This window comes from Asticcacaulis sp., assembly GCF_027484505.1.
Lineage (GTDB): Bacteria > Pseudomonadota > Alphaproteobacteria > Caulobacterales > Caulobacteraceae > Asticcacaulis.
In genome coordinates, this window is sequence record NZ_JAIXSV010000349.1 from 1 (window position 1) to 16,757 (window position 16,757).

The window sequence follows — 16,757 nt, forward strand, 5'->3', positions numbered from 1 at the left end:
GCCTCGACCAGATCGTCGATATAGGTAAAGTCGCGCGCGTGCTGTCCCATGCCGTACACGTCGATGGCTTCATTCCTGTCGGCGGCATTGACGAATTTGAACAGCGCCATATCGGGACGCCCGTAGGGGCCATATACGGTGAAGAAGCGGAAAGCGGTGGTGGGAATCTTCCACAGATGGGCATAGGAATGGGCCATGACCTCCATCGACTTCTTCGTCGCCGCATAGAGGGTCATCGGTTCATCCGTCTTGTCCACTTCCTCGAACGGCACCTTCTCATTGGCGCCATAGACGGAGGAGGTCGAAGCCAGCAGCAGGTGCTGTGGCTTGAACAGGCGGGCGATTTCGAGGATGTTGAAAGAGCCAACGACATTGGCATTGATATAGGTGCGCGGCTGTTCAAGCGAATAGCGCACACCCGCCTGCGCGGCGAGATGGATGATGATCTCCGGCTGACAAGCCTCAGCCGCCGTCATCAGCGCGTCCATGTTTTCCAGCATGACCTCTGTGTGCGTGTAGAGAGGCTCGCGCTTCAGCAGTTCCACGCGCGCGCGCTTTAAGCGCACATCGTAATATTCGGTCATGCCGTCATAGCCGTGAACCTCATGGCCTTCGGTCAGCAGGCGCTGCGCCAAGTGGAAGCCGATAAAGCCTGCGGTGCCGGTAATGAAGACTCTCATATTATCACTCTCGCCCGGACGCCGAGGTGGCATCGCGTCCGGGATACATCAAAGACGTTAATCTGGAATCGCCGACAGACGGACCTGACTTTTGATTCTGAAGATCGGTGTTCGTCATCCTACTGACCGATCACTGTCAAAGCTGCAAGCCCGCGCGGTCATTCCGTGCGTTTGAGCGGCAAATATCGGGCATTTATGTCAGCCTATGGGCGTAAGCCGCCGATCAATAGGCGTTTTTATCGCGACTGATTATCAGTGCCGTCCGCATGAGAATGACGAGATCGTCGCGGATCGACCACGACTGGATATACTCATTATCCGCCTTAATGCGGTTTTCGATGCAGGCGGGTGTGCGGATTTCCCCGCGATAGCCGCGAATAGCCGCCAGTCCGGTCAGGCCCGGCCGCGCGCGAAAGCGGGCGGTGTAGCCGGGGACGCGTGAAGCAAACGCCTTGTCGTGCGCGATGGCGTGCGGGCGGGGCCCGACCAAAGACATGTCGCCTTTCAGCACATTAAAGAGTTGCGGCAGTTCGTCTAGGCTGGTCCGGCGCAGAATCCGGCCCAGGCTGGTCACGCGCGCATCGTTGCGCTGGGCCTGAACCACCTGTGCGCCGTCCTCTGCGACCCGCATGGTGCGGAACTTGTAGATTTTGAACACGCGCCCTTTGAGGCCGGTGCGGCGTTGGCAGAACAGCACCGGTCCAGCGGAGTCGAGCTTGATTAGCAGGCAGATAAGAAGCAAAGCCGGCAAAAGAAAAAGCAGAGCCAGAGCGGCAATGCCCACATCCATCAGACGTTTATAAGGGCTATGGGCTACGCGGCAGCGGTGATGTTTCCGATGCAGGATCAGGGCTTCGGGATCGGGGGGGCGGCGCAGAAGAGGTGGGGCCAGGGCAGCAGGCGTATCTGCCACGTCGGCATACCGCGTCCACCCAACATATTCCGACATGGCGATAGCCTTTAAAAATATACGACAGACGGCTTTGATTTGAAAATGTCTGAAAATCAGGAAGTGTAAGGCTGAAATGAAGGCATTTACTGAGTGGCGCGCGGCACAACCGGCCACCGCTACGCCGGTTGCCCATAACCGCACGCTCGCGCGTTAACCATGTTTTTCGTCAAATTGGAGAATCTTGATATGCGACTCGCGTGCATGGGGATTTTGCTAAAGCGTGTCGTCTGTGGATCACTGGTCCTGACGACGGTTTTGAGGCACGCCTGACGGGGATGTCTTGTGCGTTCGCCAAGAGCGCTCTAGTACGGAGGACGAAAGGTGAGTCCCATGCGTATCCTCCTGACCAATGACGACGGCGTCGAAGCCTATGGCATGACGGTGCTGCGTGAGATCGCGGCGCAACTGTCCGATGATGTCTGGGTGTGTGCGCCGTTGTATGAGCAGTCGGGCAAGGGACGGGGTATTACCCTGCACGACCCGCTGCGCGCGCACCGGCTGGATGAACGCACCTTTGCGGTGACCGGCACGCCCACCGACTGCGTGCAGATTGCTGTCAACGATCTGCTGCCTGAACCGCCTGATCTGGTGCTGTCGGGCGTTAATCGTGGCTTTAACCTCGCTCAGGATGTGACCCTGTCCGGCACGGTCGCCGGGGCCTTGCAGGGGATGACGCTGGGCATCCCGTCGATTGCCCTGTCGCAGTGTCTGGACTTCGATCTGGACGTCGAAGCGCAGTGGGAAGCGGCAAGGGCCTATGGCGCGCCGGTCATTTCATCCCTTTTAACAAAGGGTTGGGCGAACAACCTCATCTTCAATATCAATTTCCCCGATTGCGATGATGAGGCGGTGACGGGCGTTGAAATGACGCGGCAGGGCTTTCGTGACCTGCATGATCTGCACGCCGTCAAGCGCGTCGATCCGCGCGGCCGGCCCTATTACTGGCTCGATTTCCACGGTCATGACTGTGAGTTGGTCGATGGCACCGATCTCAAGGCCGTCGCCGAAAACCGCATTTCGGTGACGCCGCTCCATCTTGATCTGACACATTATGAGACGCTGCACGCCTATAAGGGCGTTTTCGGTGGCTCGGCCCCGAAGCGTATCCGCACCCCCGACCTCAAGGAGACCGGTCGATGAGCGAGGCCCCTCTGCCGGAAACCCGCATCGAGCGCCTGCTGGCCAGCCTGAAAGCGCAGGGTATTCAAGACGAAAAGCTGCTGCACGCCATGGAGTACACCCCGCGCGACCTGTTCGTGCCGGAACTGTTCCTTGACCGCTCGTGGGAGGATTCGGCCATCCCCATCGCGGCGGGTCAGACCATTTCACAGCCCTATATCGTCGCCCTGATGACGCAGGCCCTGAAGCTCGAAGGCCGCCATCGCGTGCTGGAGATCGGGACGGGCTCCGGCTATCAGACGGCGATCCTGTCGCGCCTGTGCCGTTACGTCTATACGATCGAGCGTTATCGCTCACTGATGCTGGAGGCTGAAATCCGCCATAAGCGGCTGATGATGGAGAATATTATCTATCGCTTTGCCGATGGCTGGGACGGCTGGCCGGAGCAGGCACCGTTTGACCGCATTCTGGTCACCGCCGCGCTTCCCGACGAACCCCTGCCGCTCTTGGCGCAGCTCAAGGTCAAGGGGATCATGGTCGCGCCGCAGGGGCGCGGGTCGGTGCAGCGCCTGCTGCGTTATACGCGCACCCCCGAAGCCTATGAGGTTGAAGACCTCGGCGAGGTGCGCTTTGTGCCGCTGATCGAAGGCGTGGCCAAGGACGGTTAAATAATTAATCTGTTATCGGATTAATTATTCATCCTTATACGGACTGGTGCCGCCGCGTGCGATAAAGCGGTCCACAGCCACTTCCATCACAGGCAGTGGCACAGACCCCAGTTCCAGAACCGTGTCGTGGAAGGCGCGAATATCGAACTTCTCACCGAGCGCCGCTTCGGCCTTGGCGCGGGCCTTCCAGATGGCCATTTCCCCCAGATAGTAGCTGAGTGCCTGACCCGGCCAGGCGATGTAGCGATCCACCTCTGTGGTGATTTCGTGCTCAGACAGGGCGGTGTTTTCACGCAGGAAATCGAGCGCCTGATCACGGGTCCAGCCCTTGGCGTGCATGCCGGTATCGACCACCAGACGCGCCGCGCGCCACATCTGATAGCTCAACATACCAAAGCGCTCATAGGGCGTTTGATACATGCCCATCTCGACGCCCAGTCGTTCGGAATAAAGCGCCCAGCCTTCGCCATAGGCCGAGATGTAGCCGCTTTGACGGAAGGGCGGCAGGCCTTTGTTTTCCATGGCCAGCGGCATCTGGAAGGCGTGGCCCGGTGCCGACTCGTGCAAGGTCAGCGCCATGACCGAATAAAGCGGGCGCGACGGCAGGTTATAGGTATTGATCCAGTAGCCACCCGGTCCACCGCGCCCGCTGGTGTAGAAAGGCGCGATTTCCGGAGCCACGGGGATGATGGCAAAGCGCATCCGCGGCAGACGGCCGAAATAGTCGCCGGCCTTACCGTCGAACATCTTGGCGGCCCAGGCTGATCGGTCCAGCAGTTCCTGCGGCGTCCTGGCGTAAAATTGCGGGTCGGTGCGCAGGAAGGTCAGGAAGGCTTTGAGATCGCCCTTGAAGCCGACCTCCTTCATTACCGCGTCCATTTCGCCGCGAATCTTGGCAACTTCATCAAGGCCGATCTGGTGGATCTGGTCCGGCGTCAGGGTGAGGGTCGTGTATTCGTAGATTTGGGCCTGATAGAAGTTGCGACCATCCGGCAGGTCGATAGCGGCGATAGAGGTTGTGGCCTTGGGCGTATATTCGCTGTTCAGGAAGGTCAGCACGCTCTGTTGCGCCGGAATGACGCTTTTCTGGATGGCCTCAAGGCCCAGCTTTTTCAGTTCGGCCTGTTTGTCGGCGGAGATGGTCGCCGGGAAGTGTTTGAACGGCTTATAGAAGGGGTTGGTCTCGCCCTTGGCCTCAATGACTTGCGTCAGTGAGACATCGCGGCCTTGCAGCGAGACGCGCGGCAGGGTGAAGCCGCGCTTGAGCCCCGCGCGCATATTGTCGATATTCTGACCGAAATAGCGCGGCATGTCGCCGAGCGTTTTGATATAGTTGCGATAATCGGCCTCGCTGCGGAAGGTGCCGCTCGCAATATAACCCAGATCAGACCAGAAGGAGGTATCGCCGGCCACCGGACGCTCATAGAGCTTATAGACCTGCGCGTTGATCAGGGTTTCGATCTGAAAGCGATAGACACGGTAATTGTCAGCGTCCTTTTCCGACAGTTTGCTGATGTCGATAGCATCAAGTTGTTTCAGCACGTTCTGCCAGTAGGCCAGTTTCTTGTCCTGAGCCGCCTTTGAGACGTCGGGCAGGCCACCGCCGCGCTGATCGGCGGGCGTGTCTTCATTGGCCGCCGACTGTTTGCCGCGCCATTCCCATTCGGTTTTGTAGATCGTCTCGAACTTTGCCTGCACCGCCGGATCGACCTCGGCCCAGACGGGCAGGGCGGAGGTGGCGAGAATGACAGACAGGGCGGTGGCGCGCAGAAGGGCTTTCATGAGATCACTCTGTGAGGCGAGGCAATGCTAAAATGTATACCGTATAATTTGAGCTTGGCAATCCGAGTTATACCGTAACAGCTAATTAAACCGCACCCACACCAAGGGTCTCAGGCGGCGTAACGCTTAAGGCTCAGATCATGGGTTTCAATATCCGGTGTCTGACCGCTGATCAGGTCCGCCAGCACCTTGCCCGAACCGCACGACATGGTCCAGCCCAGGGTGCCGTGCCCCGTATTGAGCCACAGATTGCTATAGCGCGTCGGGCCGATGATCGGCGTGCCGTCCGGGGTCATCGGACGCAGGCCCGACCACAGGTTCGGATGGTTCAGGTCGCCCGCTCCGCCAAACAGGTCTTCGACGACGTATTTCAGCGTGTTGAGACGCGCTTCGGGCAGGTCCTTCGAAAAACCGGCGATCTCGGCCATGCCGCCCACGCGGATACGCGTGCCCAGGCGCGTGATGGCAACCTTATGCGCTTCGTCCATAACGGTGGACAGCGGTGCGCGGTGCTCGTCAATGATGGACAGGGTTAGGGAATAGCCCTTGACCGGATAGACCGGCACATCCAGCCCCAGAGGTTGCAGAAAGGCGGGCGTATAGCTGCCCAGAGCCGCCACAAACAGATCGGCTTCGATATCGCCTTCGGTGGTTTGCACCGCCTTGATACGTTCGCCTTCGCGGACCAGCCCCCGCAGATCGACGCCGTAGCGGAACACCACTCCGGCCGCCTCAGCTTTTTCAGACAAGGCATTGGTAAATTTGAAACAATCGCCCGTTTCGTCATTGGGCAGACGTAAGCCCCCAACGATCTTGTGACGCGAGGCCGCAAGCCCCGGTTCAGCGGCGACACAGCCGTCCGTGTCGAGCAATTCAAACGGCACACCGCCGTCTTTCAGCACCTGAATATCCTTGGCAAGGCCGTCAATCTGCTTTTGCGTCCGAAAGACCTCCAGCGTGCCCTGGGTGCGTTCGTCATAGCGGATGCCAATGTCCTGACGCAGCGCCATCAGGCAGTCACGGCTGTATTCGGCGACGCGCACCATACGGCCCTTGTTGCGCTTATAGCTTTCGGTGTTGCAGTTCATCAGCATCTGCCACATCCAGCGCACGGCCTGCGGGTCGAGATTGGGTCGGATAATCAGCGGCGCGTGGTTCATGAACAGCCAGCGCAGCGCCTTTTGCGGGATACCGGGCGCCGCCCAAGGCGAAGAATAGCCCGGCGAAATTTCGCCTGCATTGGCAAAGGAGGTTTCCAGCGCCGGGCCCGGCTGACGGTCAATGACCGTGACCTCATGACCGGCCTGACGCAGATACCAGGCCGAAGTGACGCCAATGACTCCGGCCCCCAGAATGACGATTTTCATGCCTCAGCCCTCCGCAGCGATGAGGTGACGGTGATACCGCGAACCCAGTTGGGTCAGGATTTCGTAGGCGATGGTGCCGGCGGCTGCGGCCACGGCGTCCAGCGACTGATGCGGACCGATCAACTCGACAAAATCGCCAGCCTTCAGCGCGCCTTCGGGCAGGGCGTCGATGTCGATAATGATCGAATCCATCGACACACGGCCGATAAAGGGCAGACGCACGCCGTTGACATAGACCGCGCCCTGATCGCCCAACCGACGCGGCAGACCGTCCGCATACCCGGCCGACAGGGTGGCCAGACGTTTGGGGGCGTCGGTAACCACCGTGCCGCCATAGCCGATGCGCGTCCCGGCTGGGACGCTACGCGTCTGAATGACGGCCAGATCGAGCGCAATGACCGGCTGCATGGGATTGGGCCGGTCGAGGTGGGGCGCGGCCCCGTACAGGGCAATGCCGGGACGGCACAGATCGGCGTGGTATTCCGCCCCCAGGAACAGCCCGCCGGAATTGGCAAAACACAGGGGCGTATCGGGGAACAGGCGCGAGGCCAGTTCAAAGGCTTCGAGTTGCTGACCATTGGCCGGATTGGTGGGCTCATCGGCACAGGCCAGATGGCTCATCAGATAGTCGATGCGCAGACCCTGAAGACGCTCCGGCGCGGCGGCCAGCGCTTTAAGGTCTTCGGGCATGAAACCCAGCCGCGACATACCCGTATCAACCTGCAACAGGGCGGGCAGGGTCTGGCCCCTCTGGCGCGCCAAATCGGCCCAGGCGTCAAGCTGTTCGGGGCAGTTGAGCACCGGGATCAGCCCGGCTTGCGCGGCGCGGGCTTCACTGCCCGGCGTCAGTCCGTTCAGCACATAGAGCGCGGCATCGGCAGGCAGTTGCGGGCGGAGTTCGAACGCTTCGCGCGTCAGGGCTACGAAGAAATGGCGGCAACCGGCGGCATAAAGCGTGGCCGTCACCGCTTTGACCCCCAGACCATAGGCATCGGCCTTGACCACGGCGCTGACCGGGGTCGGGGCTGCCAACTGACACAGTTTAAGATAGTTGGCTTTCAGAGCGCCAAGATCGACGCGCAGTATGCCGCCCGCGCCGTTTGCCAAAGCCTCATTCGCCAGAGCCTGATCCATGCCGCCGTCCTTTCGCCAGTAACGATGAGATTAACGCAAGGATCGTCGAATGTTCGTGCTATTTGACGTGATTAGTTCATATATGTGTCATATGACACAACAATTGTTCGCTTTGAGAAAGAAACTGTCATGCGCCCTCTCGATGCGGTGGACCGCAGCCTGATCCGGCTTCTTCGGCTCAATGCGCGGATGAGCAATGCCCGACTGGCGGCCGAGGTGGGGCTGTCGCCGTCGGCCTGTTTGCGGCGGATTCAATTACTGGAAAAAAGTGGGGTCATCCGCGGTTACACGGCCCTGATCGGCGAAGAGGTCGAGGGTGAGCCTATCGCGGTCATTATCCGCATCTCGCTGGAACGGCAGAGCGAGGGGACGCTGCGGCGCTTTGAGGCAGCGGTGCGGCGCTATCCGGAAATCCGCGAATGCCTGCTGATGACCGGGGATGCCGACTATGTGCTGCGCGTCGATATTGCCGACGCGCGCGAATTCGAGCGCATCCACACCGAGGTGCTGTCCAAGCTCCCCGGCGTGCAGCGTATCCATTCCAGCTTTTCGATCCGCAATGTGCTGGCGCGGGCGGTGTAATTATTTCGGCGGCGTCAGCCGCGCATCGACCGGCGCATTGCGATCGACCGTCAGCCAGCCATCGGGGCCGATCTTCAGTTCGGCCACCTGAATGACGGTGCGTTGGCCGTATTTGGGGTCGGTAGCGGCTTCCGGGGCTTTGTACTGATGCACAAAGTAATAGATCAGGGCACGGCCATTATTGACCACCACGTCGGGGTGCTGGCCCTTGTCATTATCGGTCGCCTGCATGCCCGGCTGTTCCAGCAGGCGGTTGGGTTGCGGTGTCCAGGTCTTCAGATCGTCTGAGCGCAGGACCATCAGCCCTTTCCACACATCGGCGATCAGCCAGTAATGGCCGCCGAACTGAAACACCTTGGGCCCTTCGGCATTGGTATCGATGACCGGATCGGGCTGACGCACCCATGATTTGAGGTCCGGGCTTTCCAGCACAAACAGGCGGCTGCCCTTGCGCTCATCCTTGAACCACAGGCGATAGAGGCCATCTTTCTGGATGACGCTTGCGTCAATCGCGCGGTCGGTCCCCAGATCCAGCCGCTCACCACAGGTCCAGTTTTTGAGGTCCGGGCTGGTCAGGTGGACGATAAAGCGCCCGGCCTTCCAGTCCTTGAAAATGCCCGGCACCACCGTCAGCCACATATGATAGGTGCCCTTATCGGCATAGACTTCAGGGGCCCACAGGGTTTCGCCCGTGCACGACAGCGGGATATCGGCCGTGCCCTTATAAGCCCAGTTCACGCCGTCCTTTGAGGCCGCTACCCCGATGGGCGTGCCATGCACCCACGACACGTCGCCTTCGGGCGTTTTCAATGTGGCGCGGCGGTTGGTGTAGAACATCTTCCAGTCTTTGGCCGCGCGGTCGTAGATGATCGACACGTCCGCCGCCCCGTCATAGACCGGGTCGCGGTAAAGGGGCTTGGGCGCGATGTACGACGCTTCGGTGCCGGGGAGGGCGGCGCAGCCCGTCAGCGACAGGGCCAGAAGGGCGAGGCTGAGGCGCGTTTTCATCGGACGTTTCCTTTGATTATTTGTCCGACTTATAGAGCAAATATGTTCAATTCCAAGCGTTATCACGCATAAAAAAACGCCTGCCGCAGGGATCGGCAGGCGTCAGAGTCAGGAATAGCCCGGCTTACACGGTCCAGTCGCCGCCCAAAGCGCGGATCAGGCGCACGGTTGCCTGATATTGCTGGGCGCGGACCTGAAGGTCCTGACGGCGGATACGCAGGTAGGAGCGCTGGGCATCCAGCACCTCAAGCTGCGAGACATAGCCGTGTTTGTAGCGCGCCTGCGACAGGTCGAGCGCCCGGCGCGCCGCCGCCAGAGCCGTGGCCTGGGTCTCGGCTTCGCCGGTCAGGCCGTCGATGTCCGACAGGGCGTTTTCCACGTCGCCAAAGGCCACCAGAACCGACTGACGATACTGCGCAAAGGCAATGGCCAGATCGCCTTGCGCCCGTTCGATGCCGGCCTTGCGTTGTCCGCCGTCGAAAATCGCCTTAGCGACAATACCGGTGAGCGACCAGTTGCGCGCGCCTTCCGAGAAGATGTCCGACAACTCGTTCGACGCGCCCCCGGCAGAGGCGGTCAGGCTGAGGCGCGGGAACCACGCGGCCTTGGCGATGCCGACGCGCTTCTGAGCGGCCTGCATGGCCTTTTCGGCAGCGGTGACGTCCGGGCGTCGCGTCAAAAGCCCAGACGGCAGGCCCGCCGGGATCAGCGGCACGGCACCGGCCCAGGGTTGCGCTTCCCACGCCTTGGCCTCGACGCGGAAGGTCGAAGGCAGGTCGCCGACCAGCAGGCTCAGAGCGTTTTCGACCTGTGCGCGCTGACGGTCGAGCGCCTTCAGTTCGGCCTCGGTCGTAGCGACTTCGGTTTGCAGACGCACGACGTCCAGTTCGGCGACGTCACCGGCCGCATAGCGGTTTTGCGTGACGGTGAGCGTGCCCTGATAGGCCTCCAGCGTTTCGGCCACGATGGCGCGGTCTTCATCAAGGGCGCGCAGGGCGAAATAGGTTTCGGCCACCGCGCCCTGCACGAGCAGTTGCGCCCATTTTGCATTGTCTTCGGCGGCGGAGGCGTCGAGGGTCGCCGCCTGCGTCGCCTTTGACAGACGCCCGGACAGATCTACTTCATAGCCGAGATCGAGACCGGCCGCGTGCAGGGTTGAGGCCTTGGGCGACTGACCCGTTTGTGAGGCGCGCGACGATTGCAACCCGGCGCTGACCTGCGGCAACTGCACGGCGCGGGCCTGACGGATCAGGGCGCGGGCCTGCTGCACGCGGGCGGCAGCGATGGCTACATCTGTATTGCGGGTCATGGCACGCGCTTCGAGATCGTCGAGCACCGGGTCACCGAAGATCAGCCAGAATGCGTCGGCTTTCTGGGCCAGAGGCGGTGCGGTGGTTTCGCTCGTGGCCGGAGCCTTGAAGGCTGCCGGCGGGGTGAGGCCTGCGTCCTTCGTCAGGGGTTCGGTGGCGCAACCCGTCAGAAGCAGGGCGGCAAAGCTAAGAGGGATGATTCCAAAGCGTGACCAGTCACGCTTTGGCAAGGCCGACTGGCCGCCCGAGCTGATGAGAGGAGCCCCGCGGCGTTTGAGCGATAAAAATGGGGACATTAATGTGCCTCCGGATGTGAGTTCAGCGTGGCGGTGCTCGGCGCGGGGTCGATCCCTTCGTGGCCGGGCTCCTCTGGGTGGGTGTGGGCCTTGAGCGGACGATTGCCGGTCAGGGCGCGCAGGGTGACGTAGAAGACGGGCGTCAGGAACAGGCCGAAAACGGTGGCTCCGATCATGCCGGCGAAGACGGCCACACCCATGGCGTGACGCATTTCCGACCCGGCTCCGTGCGCCAGCACCAGAGGCAGGACGCCCATGATGAAGGCGATGGAGGTCATCAGGATCGGGCGCAGACGCAACCGGCTGGCCTCAATAGCGGCCTGTAGCGGCTTGTGCCCGGCCAGTTCCAGCTCGCGGGCAAATTCCACGATCAGGATGGCGTTCTTGGCCGACAGCCCCACCAGAACGAACAGGCCGATCTGAGTGAAGATGTTGTTGTCGCCACCCGAAATCCACACGCCGGTGATAGCGGCCAGCAGGCCCATCGGGACGATCAGCAGGATCGACAGCGGCAGGACCAGACTTTCATACTGCGCCGCCAGCACGAGGAAGACGAGCAGGATGACCAGCGGGAAGATGATGGCCGAGGAGTCACCGGCCAATATCTGCTGATAGGTCAGGTCGGTCCATTCGTATTCAATCCCCGGCGGCAGGACTTCGGCAGCGATTTTGGCGGCGGCGGCTTCGGCCTGACCGGAGGAGAAGCCGGGGGCGGGGCCACCATTGATGTCGGCCGCCAGATAGCCGTTATAACGGGTGGCATTGACCGGCCCGAAGGACGGCTCGACCTTCAGAAGCGCCGACAGGGGGATCATCTCGCCGCTGCTAGAGCGTACCTTGAGCTGACCGATATCTTCCGGACGGGCGCGATAGGGCGCATCGGCCTGAAGACGGACCGAATAGGTGCGGCCGAACTTGTTGAAGTCGTTGACATACATCGAGCCCAGATAGATCTGCATGGTGTCGAAGACATCCTGCACATTGACGCCGAGCTGACGGGCCTTGACGCGATCAATGTCGGCATAGACCTGTGGCACATTGATCTGATAGTTGGAGAAGACCCCGGCCAGTTCCCTGGTTTGATAGGCTTTGGCGACGAAGGCCTTGGTGGCCTGATCGAGCGCTTCGGGCCCAAGCGCGCCGCGGTCCTGAAGCTGAAGCTTGAAGCCGCCTGTGGTGCCGAGGCCGAGAATCGGCGGCGGCGGGAAGACGACGACATAGGCGTCGCCAATGCCCAGAAACTTCTGGTTCAGCGCACCGGCAATGGTGCCGGCGTCGAGGTGGTTTTTGCCGCGTTCCTCAAACGAGTCGAGCGCCAGAAACACCACTGCCGAGTTGGACGCTAGGGTAAAGCCGTTGATCGACAGGCCGGGGAAGGCGAGGGCGTCTTTTACGCCGTCCTGCTTCATGGCGATATCGGTCATGGCGCGCGCCGCGGCTTCGGTACGGTCGAGCGTCGCCCCGTCCGGAAGCTGCACCATGCCGACCAGATACTGCTTGTCCTGCGCCGGGATAAAGCCGGTGGGGACGGTCTTGAACATGAACATGGTGGCGAGCACCAGCACCGCATAGACGCCCAGCATCAGGGCCTTGCGTGAAATGATGCCGCCCAGACCCCTGCCGTAGTTTTCTGACGAACGGTGGAAGAAGCGGTTGAACAGGCGGAAGAAACCGCCCAGCCAGCGGTCCATGAAGCGCGTCAGGGCGTCCTTTTTGGCGTGGTGGTCCTTGAGCAGGAGCGCCGCCAGAGCCGGGGACAGGGTGAGCGAGTTGATGGCCGAAATGACGGTCGAGATGGCGATGGTCAGCGAGAACTGACGGTAGAACTGACCCGACAGGCCCGTGATGAAGGCCAGTGGCACAAAGACGGCGACCAGCACCAGCGCGATGGCGATGATGGGGCCGGAGACTTCGCGCATGGCCTGATAGGTGGCCTCCTTGGGCGATTTACCGGCTTCGATATTGCGCTCGACGTTTTCGACGACGACGATGGCGTCATCGACGACGATACCGATGGCCAGAACGAGGCCAAACAGGGTCAGGGCATTGATTGAGAAGCCGAAGGCGTGCATCACCGCGAAGGTGCCGATGACGGACACGGGCACGGCCAGCAGCGGAATGATCGAGGCGCGCCACGTCTGAAGGAAGACAATGACGACGATCACCACCAGCAGTATGGCTTCGAGCAGGGTGTGGATCACCGAGTCGATGGATTCCTGCACATATTCGGTGGTGTCGTAGGCGATGCGGTATTCGACGCCTTCGGGCATGGTCTTCTGAAGCTCGGCCATCGCCTTTTTGACGTCGGCGGAAACCTTCAGCGAATTGGCCCCGGCCTGTTCAAAGATGGGGATACCGACGGCCTTCTGATTGTTCAGCAGCGAGCGCAGCGAATAGTCGGCGGCCCCCAGTTCGACGCGGGCCACGTCGCCCAGATAGGTGACAGCGCCGTCCTTGGAGCGGACGATGATGTTGCGGAAGTCTTCTTCGGTCTTCAGGCGACCCTGCGCATTGACCGACATCTGAAGCGTAATGTCCGGTTGGCCGGGGGAGGCTCCGACGATCCCGGCGGCGGCCTGCACGTTTTCGCCGCGCACGGCATTAGCGACGTCCGACGCCGACAGGCCGCGTTCGGCGACCTTTTGCGGGTCGAGCCAGATACGCATGGAATATTCGCCGCCGCCGAACATCTGGATCGGGGCGACGCCCTCGATTTTTTGCAGGCGGTCCTTGACGTGGATCAGGGCGTAGTTGCGCAGATAGTTTTCGTCATAACGCCCATTGGGCGAGACAAGGTGCACCACCAGCGGCAGGGAAGACTGGCTCTTTTGCGTGGTGACGCCCAGCGCCCGCACGTCTGAGGGCAGGCGGGCCTCGGCCTGAGACACGCGGTTTTGCACCATCTGCTGCGCCAGGTCCGGATTGGTGCCCAGTTTAAAGGTGAGGGTCAGGGTCATCTGCCCGTCGGAGGTCGAGGCCGAAGACATGTAGATCATGTCTTCGGTGCCGGTGAGGGCTTCTTCGATGGGGGTAGCGACGGTTTCAGCGATAACGGCGGGGCTCGCCCCCGGATAGACGGCGCGCACCACCACCTGCGGCGGCACGACTTCCGGGTATTCGGAGACGGGCAGGGTGCGCAGGCTGAGGAGCCCGAACACCACGATAAGCAGCGACAGCACACCGGCGAAGATCGGTCTGTCGATGAAGAATTTTGAGAGGTTCATGGGTGGCCCTTTGGGCAGCATGAGGTTGAGAGTCCCTCTCCTCCCTGTGAAGTGGGGAGGTGGCAGCCCGCAGAGCTGACGGAGGGGTATGTGAAGCGGTTATCCGCGACGAAGCGATGAAATCTCCCTCCCCATCGCGGCGCGACAGGGAGGAGATTTTTACGCGTTCGGCTTGGGCGTGGCGTCGATGACCGGCCGGGCGGCGATCAGTTGCGGCGCGACGACCGTACCCGGCCGCAGGGCCTGAAGACCCGACATCACCACGCGATCACCGCGTTTCAGACCCGCTGTGACCACCTTCTGACCGTCGATCGTGCCACCCAGTTGGACCTCACGGTATTCGACCGCATTGCCCTTCCCGACCACATAGACGAAGCGCTTGGACTGATCCGTGCCGATGGCGATTTCGTTGATCAGGATGGCCGGTTTGGCCGTGGCCTCACCCAATTTAACACGCACAAACTGACCGGGGATCAGCTTGCCATCGGTATTGGCGAAGACGGCGCGGGCGCGCACTGTGCCGGACTGACTGTCGAACTGATTGTCGATCAGTTGCAGGTGCCCGCTCAGGGGTTCGGAACCGTTGTCCAGCTCCAGCTTCACCGGCACCTTGCCGAATTCGGCGCCGTTGAGATCGGCCAGCGTGCGGTTGATTACCTCTTCATTGGCGTCGAAGCTGGCATAGATGGGCGAGACCGACACCAAGGTCGTCAGCACGGCCGAACCGGGGCCGGACGCGACCAGATTGCCCTGCGTGATTTCGATCTTACCCACGCGGCCCGACACCGGGGCACGGACCTGCGTGTAGGAGAGGTTGAGATTGGCCGATTGCAGCACGGCCTGCGCGGCGGCGAGGTCGGCTTCGGCGCTGCGCAGGGCATTGATGCGCGTTTCGGCCTCAGACTGCGAGATGGCGCGCTCATTGAGCAGGCGTTCGGCGCGGCTGTTTTCCGAGCGTGCCAGTGTCAAACGCGCTTCCGCCGCCTGGACCTGTGCGCGGGCACGGGCGACCTCAGCGGCGTAGGGAGCCGGGTCGATGGTGACCAGAAGCTGGCCTTCCCTAACGAAAGCCCCTTCGCGGAAATGGATGGCCTTTACCGCACCCGACACGCGTGAGCGGATTTCAACGCGCTCGACGGCTTCCAGATGGCCGGAGAAGGAGTCCCAGCCGCTGACGGTCTGTTCTTCGATTAGGGCGACCTTGACGGGAATAGCCTGAGGGGCGGCGGCGGTGGCCTGAGCGTCGGCTTTGGAGGTCAGGGCGTAGATACCGAAGGCCCCCACGCTCAGGGTGGCGATGGCGGCGGCGGTCAGGAGCGCCTGACGCGGCGCGCGCCGGTAAAGATCGGACGGGGTCAACATGCGGGTCACCTTTGGGGAGAAAGGGAAAAGAAAGGAAAGCGGCGACAGGAACAGCCCTTGAACCGGAGCCGCAGGCATCCATTTATGTACTGTTTCGCAAATTAATAGAGGCTTGGCCAAATTTTTGTGCGAATTGGTACAAAAATTTGTCAGCAGTCGCGAAAGAGTGACGAAATCTTGGAGCGGAATGATTTCAAATGGAATCATTCCGCTCAAGCCGCCATTGAGGCGGCGGCCAAGGTGGCGCAGCCACCGCCCGGCGAGGGGCTAAACAAAGACTTGGATCATTATGTTTCTACCAGAAATCATAATGATCCAGCGTTTAGACCGGCAGATATGACATCTGCGTGTCGGGGACTGGCAGCAGGGAAGCGGACACGCTACATAGGGGGCAGTAAAAGGAGTAATCGTGTTGCCATGGTGCACCAGCCTTACGAGACGCTGATCCATAAGAGCGAGGCCGTAGATGCCGACGCTATGGTGCTGGGTCTGCCCGATGTCTGCGGCGATCAGGCGCTGGAGGCGAGCGCCTGCTGCAAACGTCCGCGTGGGCGTCCGCGCGCCTACGACCCCGATCTCGTGCTGAAAAAGGCCTTGCATGTGTTCTGGCAAAAAGGCTTTGCCGCGACGTCGCTCGATGATCTCGTCGAAGCGACGGGCGTCAACCGCCCCAGCCTCTATGCCGGCTTTGGCGACAAGGAGGCACTCTATCTCAAGTCCATGCAGCATTATCGTCAGCGTATCAGCGAGCAATTGGATACGGTGCTGTGCTGCAACGGGCAGGGCGATAGCCTGACGACCATTGTCGGGCGCTATTTTGACATCATGATCGGCACCTATACAGGACAGAGCGAGCACCCGCTGGGCTGTGCCTTCATGTGTACGGCGCTCAACGAAGCCCCGCAGCACGAGTCGATCCTGGAGATGTTGCAAAACACCATCGAAGAGTTCGATGTGCGTTTCGAGCGCTTCTTTATCGACGCTCAGACCTACGGCTGTCTTTCAGCCCAACATGACCCGAAGGTGCTGGCCCAGATGATCGGCGGTATCACCGCCAATCTGGGGGTGCGCGCCCGTGCCGGGGCATCGGCTGACGAACTGCGCCTCATTGCCGGGAACATGACGCGGATGCTGTTCGGATAAGGGCGAGATCATTATGATTTCTGGTAGAAACATAATGATCTCGCTTTTGTTTAGCCCCTCGCCGGGCGGTGGCTTGCGCCACCTTGGCCGCCGCCTCAATGGCGGCTTGAGGGGAATGATTTTATTAGAA

13 protein-coding genes are annotated in these 16,757 nt (G+C 61.1%); 4 read left to right on the forward strand and 9 right to left on the reverse strand.

All coding sequences use genetic code 11. The features are described from left to right. Together Q0072_RS20520 and Q0072_RS20525 are read right to left on the reverse strand one after the other, a co-directional pair. Positions 1-680: NAD-dependent epimerase/dehydratase family protein (locus Q0072_RS20520; RefSeq protein WP_298333650.1), on the reverse strand; the 680-nt coding region annotated here is incomplete at its 3' end. Positions 681-903: 223 nt separating this feature from the next. Continuing rightward, positions 904-1,629 carry a sugar transferase gene (locus Q0072_RS20525; RefSeq protein ID WP_298333653.1) on the reverse strand — a complete coding sequence of 242 codons (726 nt, stop codon included), beginning with the start codon at positions 1,627-1,629 and terminating at the stop codon, positions 904-906. 333 nt (positions 1,630-1,962) lie between these two features. Here Q0072_RS20525 and surE point away from each other — a divergent pair, with 333 nt between their 5' ends. Continuing rightward, on the forward strand, positions 1,963-2,772 hold the full coding sequence (gene surE, locus Q0072_RS20530; RefSeq protein WP_298333654.1) for a 5'/3'-nucleotidase SurE: 810 nt from the start codon (positions 1,963-1,965) through the stop codon (positions 2,770-2,772). Continuing rightward, the gene (locus Q0072_RS20535; RefSeq protein WP_126420239.1) at positions 2,769-3,419 is read left to right on the forward strand and encodes a protein-L-isoaspartate(D-aspartate) O-methyltransferase; all 651 of its coding nucleotides are present in this window, start codon (positions 2,769-2,771) and stop codon (positions 3,417-3,419) included. The genes surE and Q0072_RS20535 overlap by 4 nt, the downstream gene beginning before the upstream one ends. A 24-nt stretch (positions 3,420-3,443) precedes the next feature. On the opposite strand, the gene Q0072_RS20540 is transcribed toward Q0072_RS20535, so the two are convergent. From Q0072_RS20540 to alr, 3 genes are all read right to left on the reverse strand, one after another. Then, positions 3,444-5,201, reverse strand: coding sequence for a DUF885 family protein (locus Q0072_RS20540; protein WP_298333656.1), 1,758 nt, complete (start codon positions 5,199-5,201; stop codon positions 3,444-3,446). Between the two features lie 110 nt (positions 5,202-5,311). Next, positions 5,312-6,568, reverse strand: a complete 1,257-nt coding sequence (locus Q0072_RS20545; RefSeq protein ID WP_298333658.1) for a D-amino acid dehydrogenase — start codon at positions 6,566-6,568, stop codon at positions 5,312-5,314. Positions 6,569-6,571: 3 nt separating this feature from the next. Then, positions 6,572-7,702, reverse strand: coding sequence for an alanine racemase (gene alr, locus Q0072_RS20550; protein ID WP_298333660.1), 1,131 nt, complete (start codon positions 7,700-7,702; stop codon positions 6,572-6,574). A 129-nt stretch (positions 7,703-7,831) separates the two neighbouring features. On the opposite strand from alr, the gene Q0072_RS20555 reads away from it, so the two are divergent. Then, positions 7,832-8,284 carry an Lrp/AsnC family transcriptional regulator gene (locus Q0072_RS20555; protein WP_013478781.1) on the forward strand — a complete coding sequence of 151 codons (453 nt, stop codon included), beginning with the start codon at positions 7,832-7,834 and terminating at the stop codon, positions 8,282-8,284. Here Q0072_RS20555 and Q0072_RS20560 read toward each other — a convergent pair whose 3' ends face one another. The 4 genes from Q0072_RS20560 to Q0072_RS20575 all read right to left on the reverse strand — a co-directional run bounded on the left by Q0072_RS20560 (position 8,285) and on the right by Q0072_RS20575 (position 15,484). Beyond that, positions 8,285-9,292, reverse strand: a complete 1,008-nt coding sequence (locus Q0072_RS20560) for a family 43 glycosylhydrolase (RefSeq protein ID WP_298333663.1) — start codon at positions 9,290-9,292, stop codon at positions 8,285-8,287. Positions 9,293-9,416: 124 nt separating this feature from the next. Further along, positions 9,417-10,898, reverse strand: coding sequence for an efflux transporter outer membrane subunit (locus Q0072_RS20565; protein WP_298333664.1), 1,482 nt, complete (start codon positions 10,896-10,898; stop codon positions 9,417-9,419). Then, on the reverse strand, positions 10,898-14,122 hold the full coding sequence (locus Q0072_RS20570; protein WP_298333666.1) for an efflux RND transporter permease subunit: 3,225 nt from the start codon (positions 14,120-14,122) through the stop codon (positions 10,898-10,900). The genes Q0072_RS20565 and Q0072_RS20570 overlap by 1 nt, the downstream gene beginning before the upstream one ends. 159 nt (positions 14,123-14,281) lie before the next feature. Next, a complete protein-coding gene (locus Q0072_RS20575; RefSeq protein WP_298333668.1) occupies positions 14,282-15,484 on the reverse strand; it encodes an efflux RND transporter periplasmic adaptor subunit in 1,203 nt (400 codons plus the stop codon). A 417-nt stretch (positions 15,485-15,901) separates the two neighbouring features. On the opposite strand from Q0072_RS20575, the gene Q0072_RS20580 reads away from it, so the two are divergent. Continuing rightward, positions 15,902-16,627, forward strand: a complete 726-nt coding sequence (locus Q0072_RS20580) for a TetR/AcrR family transcriptional regulator (protein WP_298333670.1) — start codon at positions 15,902-15,904, stop codon at positions 16,625-16,627. Positions 16,628-16,757: the final 130 nt, after the last annotated feature.

Excerpts from the sequence above, each read along its gene's own strand:
- Q0072_RS20525 (WP_298333653.1), bottom strand. The coding sequence starts at position 1,629 with ATGTCGGAATATGTTGGGTGGACGCGGTATGCCGACGTGGCAGATACG.
- surE (WP_298333654.1), top strand. The coding sequence starts at position 1,963 with ATGCGTATCCTCCTGACCAATGACGACGGCGTCGAAGCCTATGGCATG.
- Q0072_RS20535 (WP_126420239.1), top strand. The coding sequence starts at position 2,769 with ATGAGCGAGGCCCCTCTGCCGGAAACCCGCATCGAGCGCCTGCTGGCC.
- Q0072_RS20540 (WP_298333656.1), bottom strand. The coding sequence starts at position 5,201 with ATGAAAGCCCTTCTGCGCGCCACCGCCCTGTCTGTCATTCTCGCCACC.
- Q0072_RS20545 (WP_298333658.1), bottom strand. The coding sequence starts at position 6,568 with ATGAAAATCGTCATTCTGGGGGCCGGAGTCATTGGCGTCACTTCGGCC.
- alr (WP_298333660.1), bottom strand. The coding sequence starts at position 7,702 with ATGGATCAGGCTCTGGCGAATGAGGCTTTGGCAAACGGCGCGGGCGGC.
- Q0072_RS20555 (WP_013478781.1), top strand. The coding sequence starts at position 7,832 with ATGCGCCCTCTCGATGCGGTGGACCGCAGCCTGATCCGGCTTCTTCGG.
- Q0072_RS20560 (WP_298333663.1), bottom strand. The coding sequence starts at position 9,292 with ATGAAAACGCGCCTCAGCCTCGCCCTTCTGGCCCTGTCGCTGACGGGC.
- Q0072_RS20565 (WP_298333664.1), bottom strand. The coding sequence starts at position 10,898 with ATGTCCCCATTTTTATCGCTCAAACGCCGCGGGGCTCCTCTCATCAGC.
- Q0072_RS20570 (WP_298333666.1), bottom strand. The coding sequence starts at position 14,122 with ATGAACCTCTCAAAATTCTTCATCGACAGACCGATCTTCGCCGGTGTG.
- Q0072_RS20575 (WP_298333668.1), bottom strand. The coding sequence starts at position 15,484 with ATGTTGACCCCGTCCGATCTTTACCGGCGCGCGCCGCGTCAGGCGCTC.
- Q0072_RS20580 (WP_298333670.1), top strand. The coding sequence starts at position 15,902 with ATGGTGCACCAGCCTTACGAGACGCTGATCCATAAGAGCGAGGCCGTA.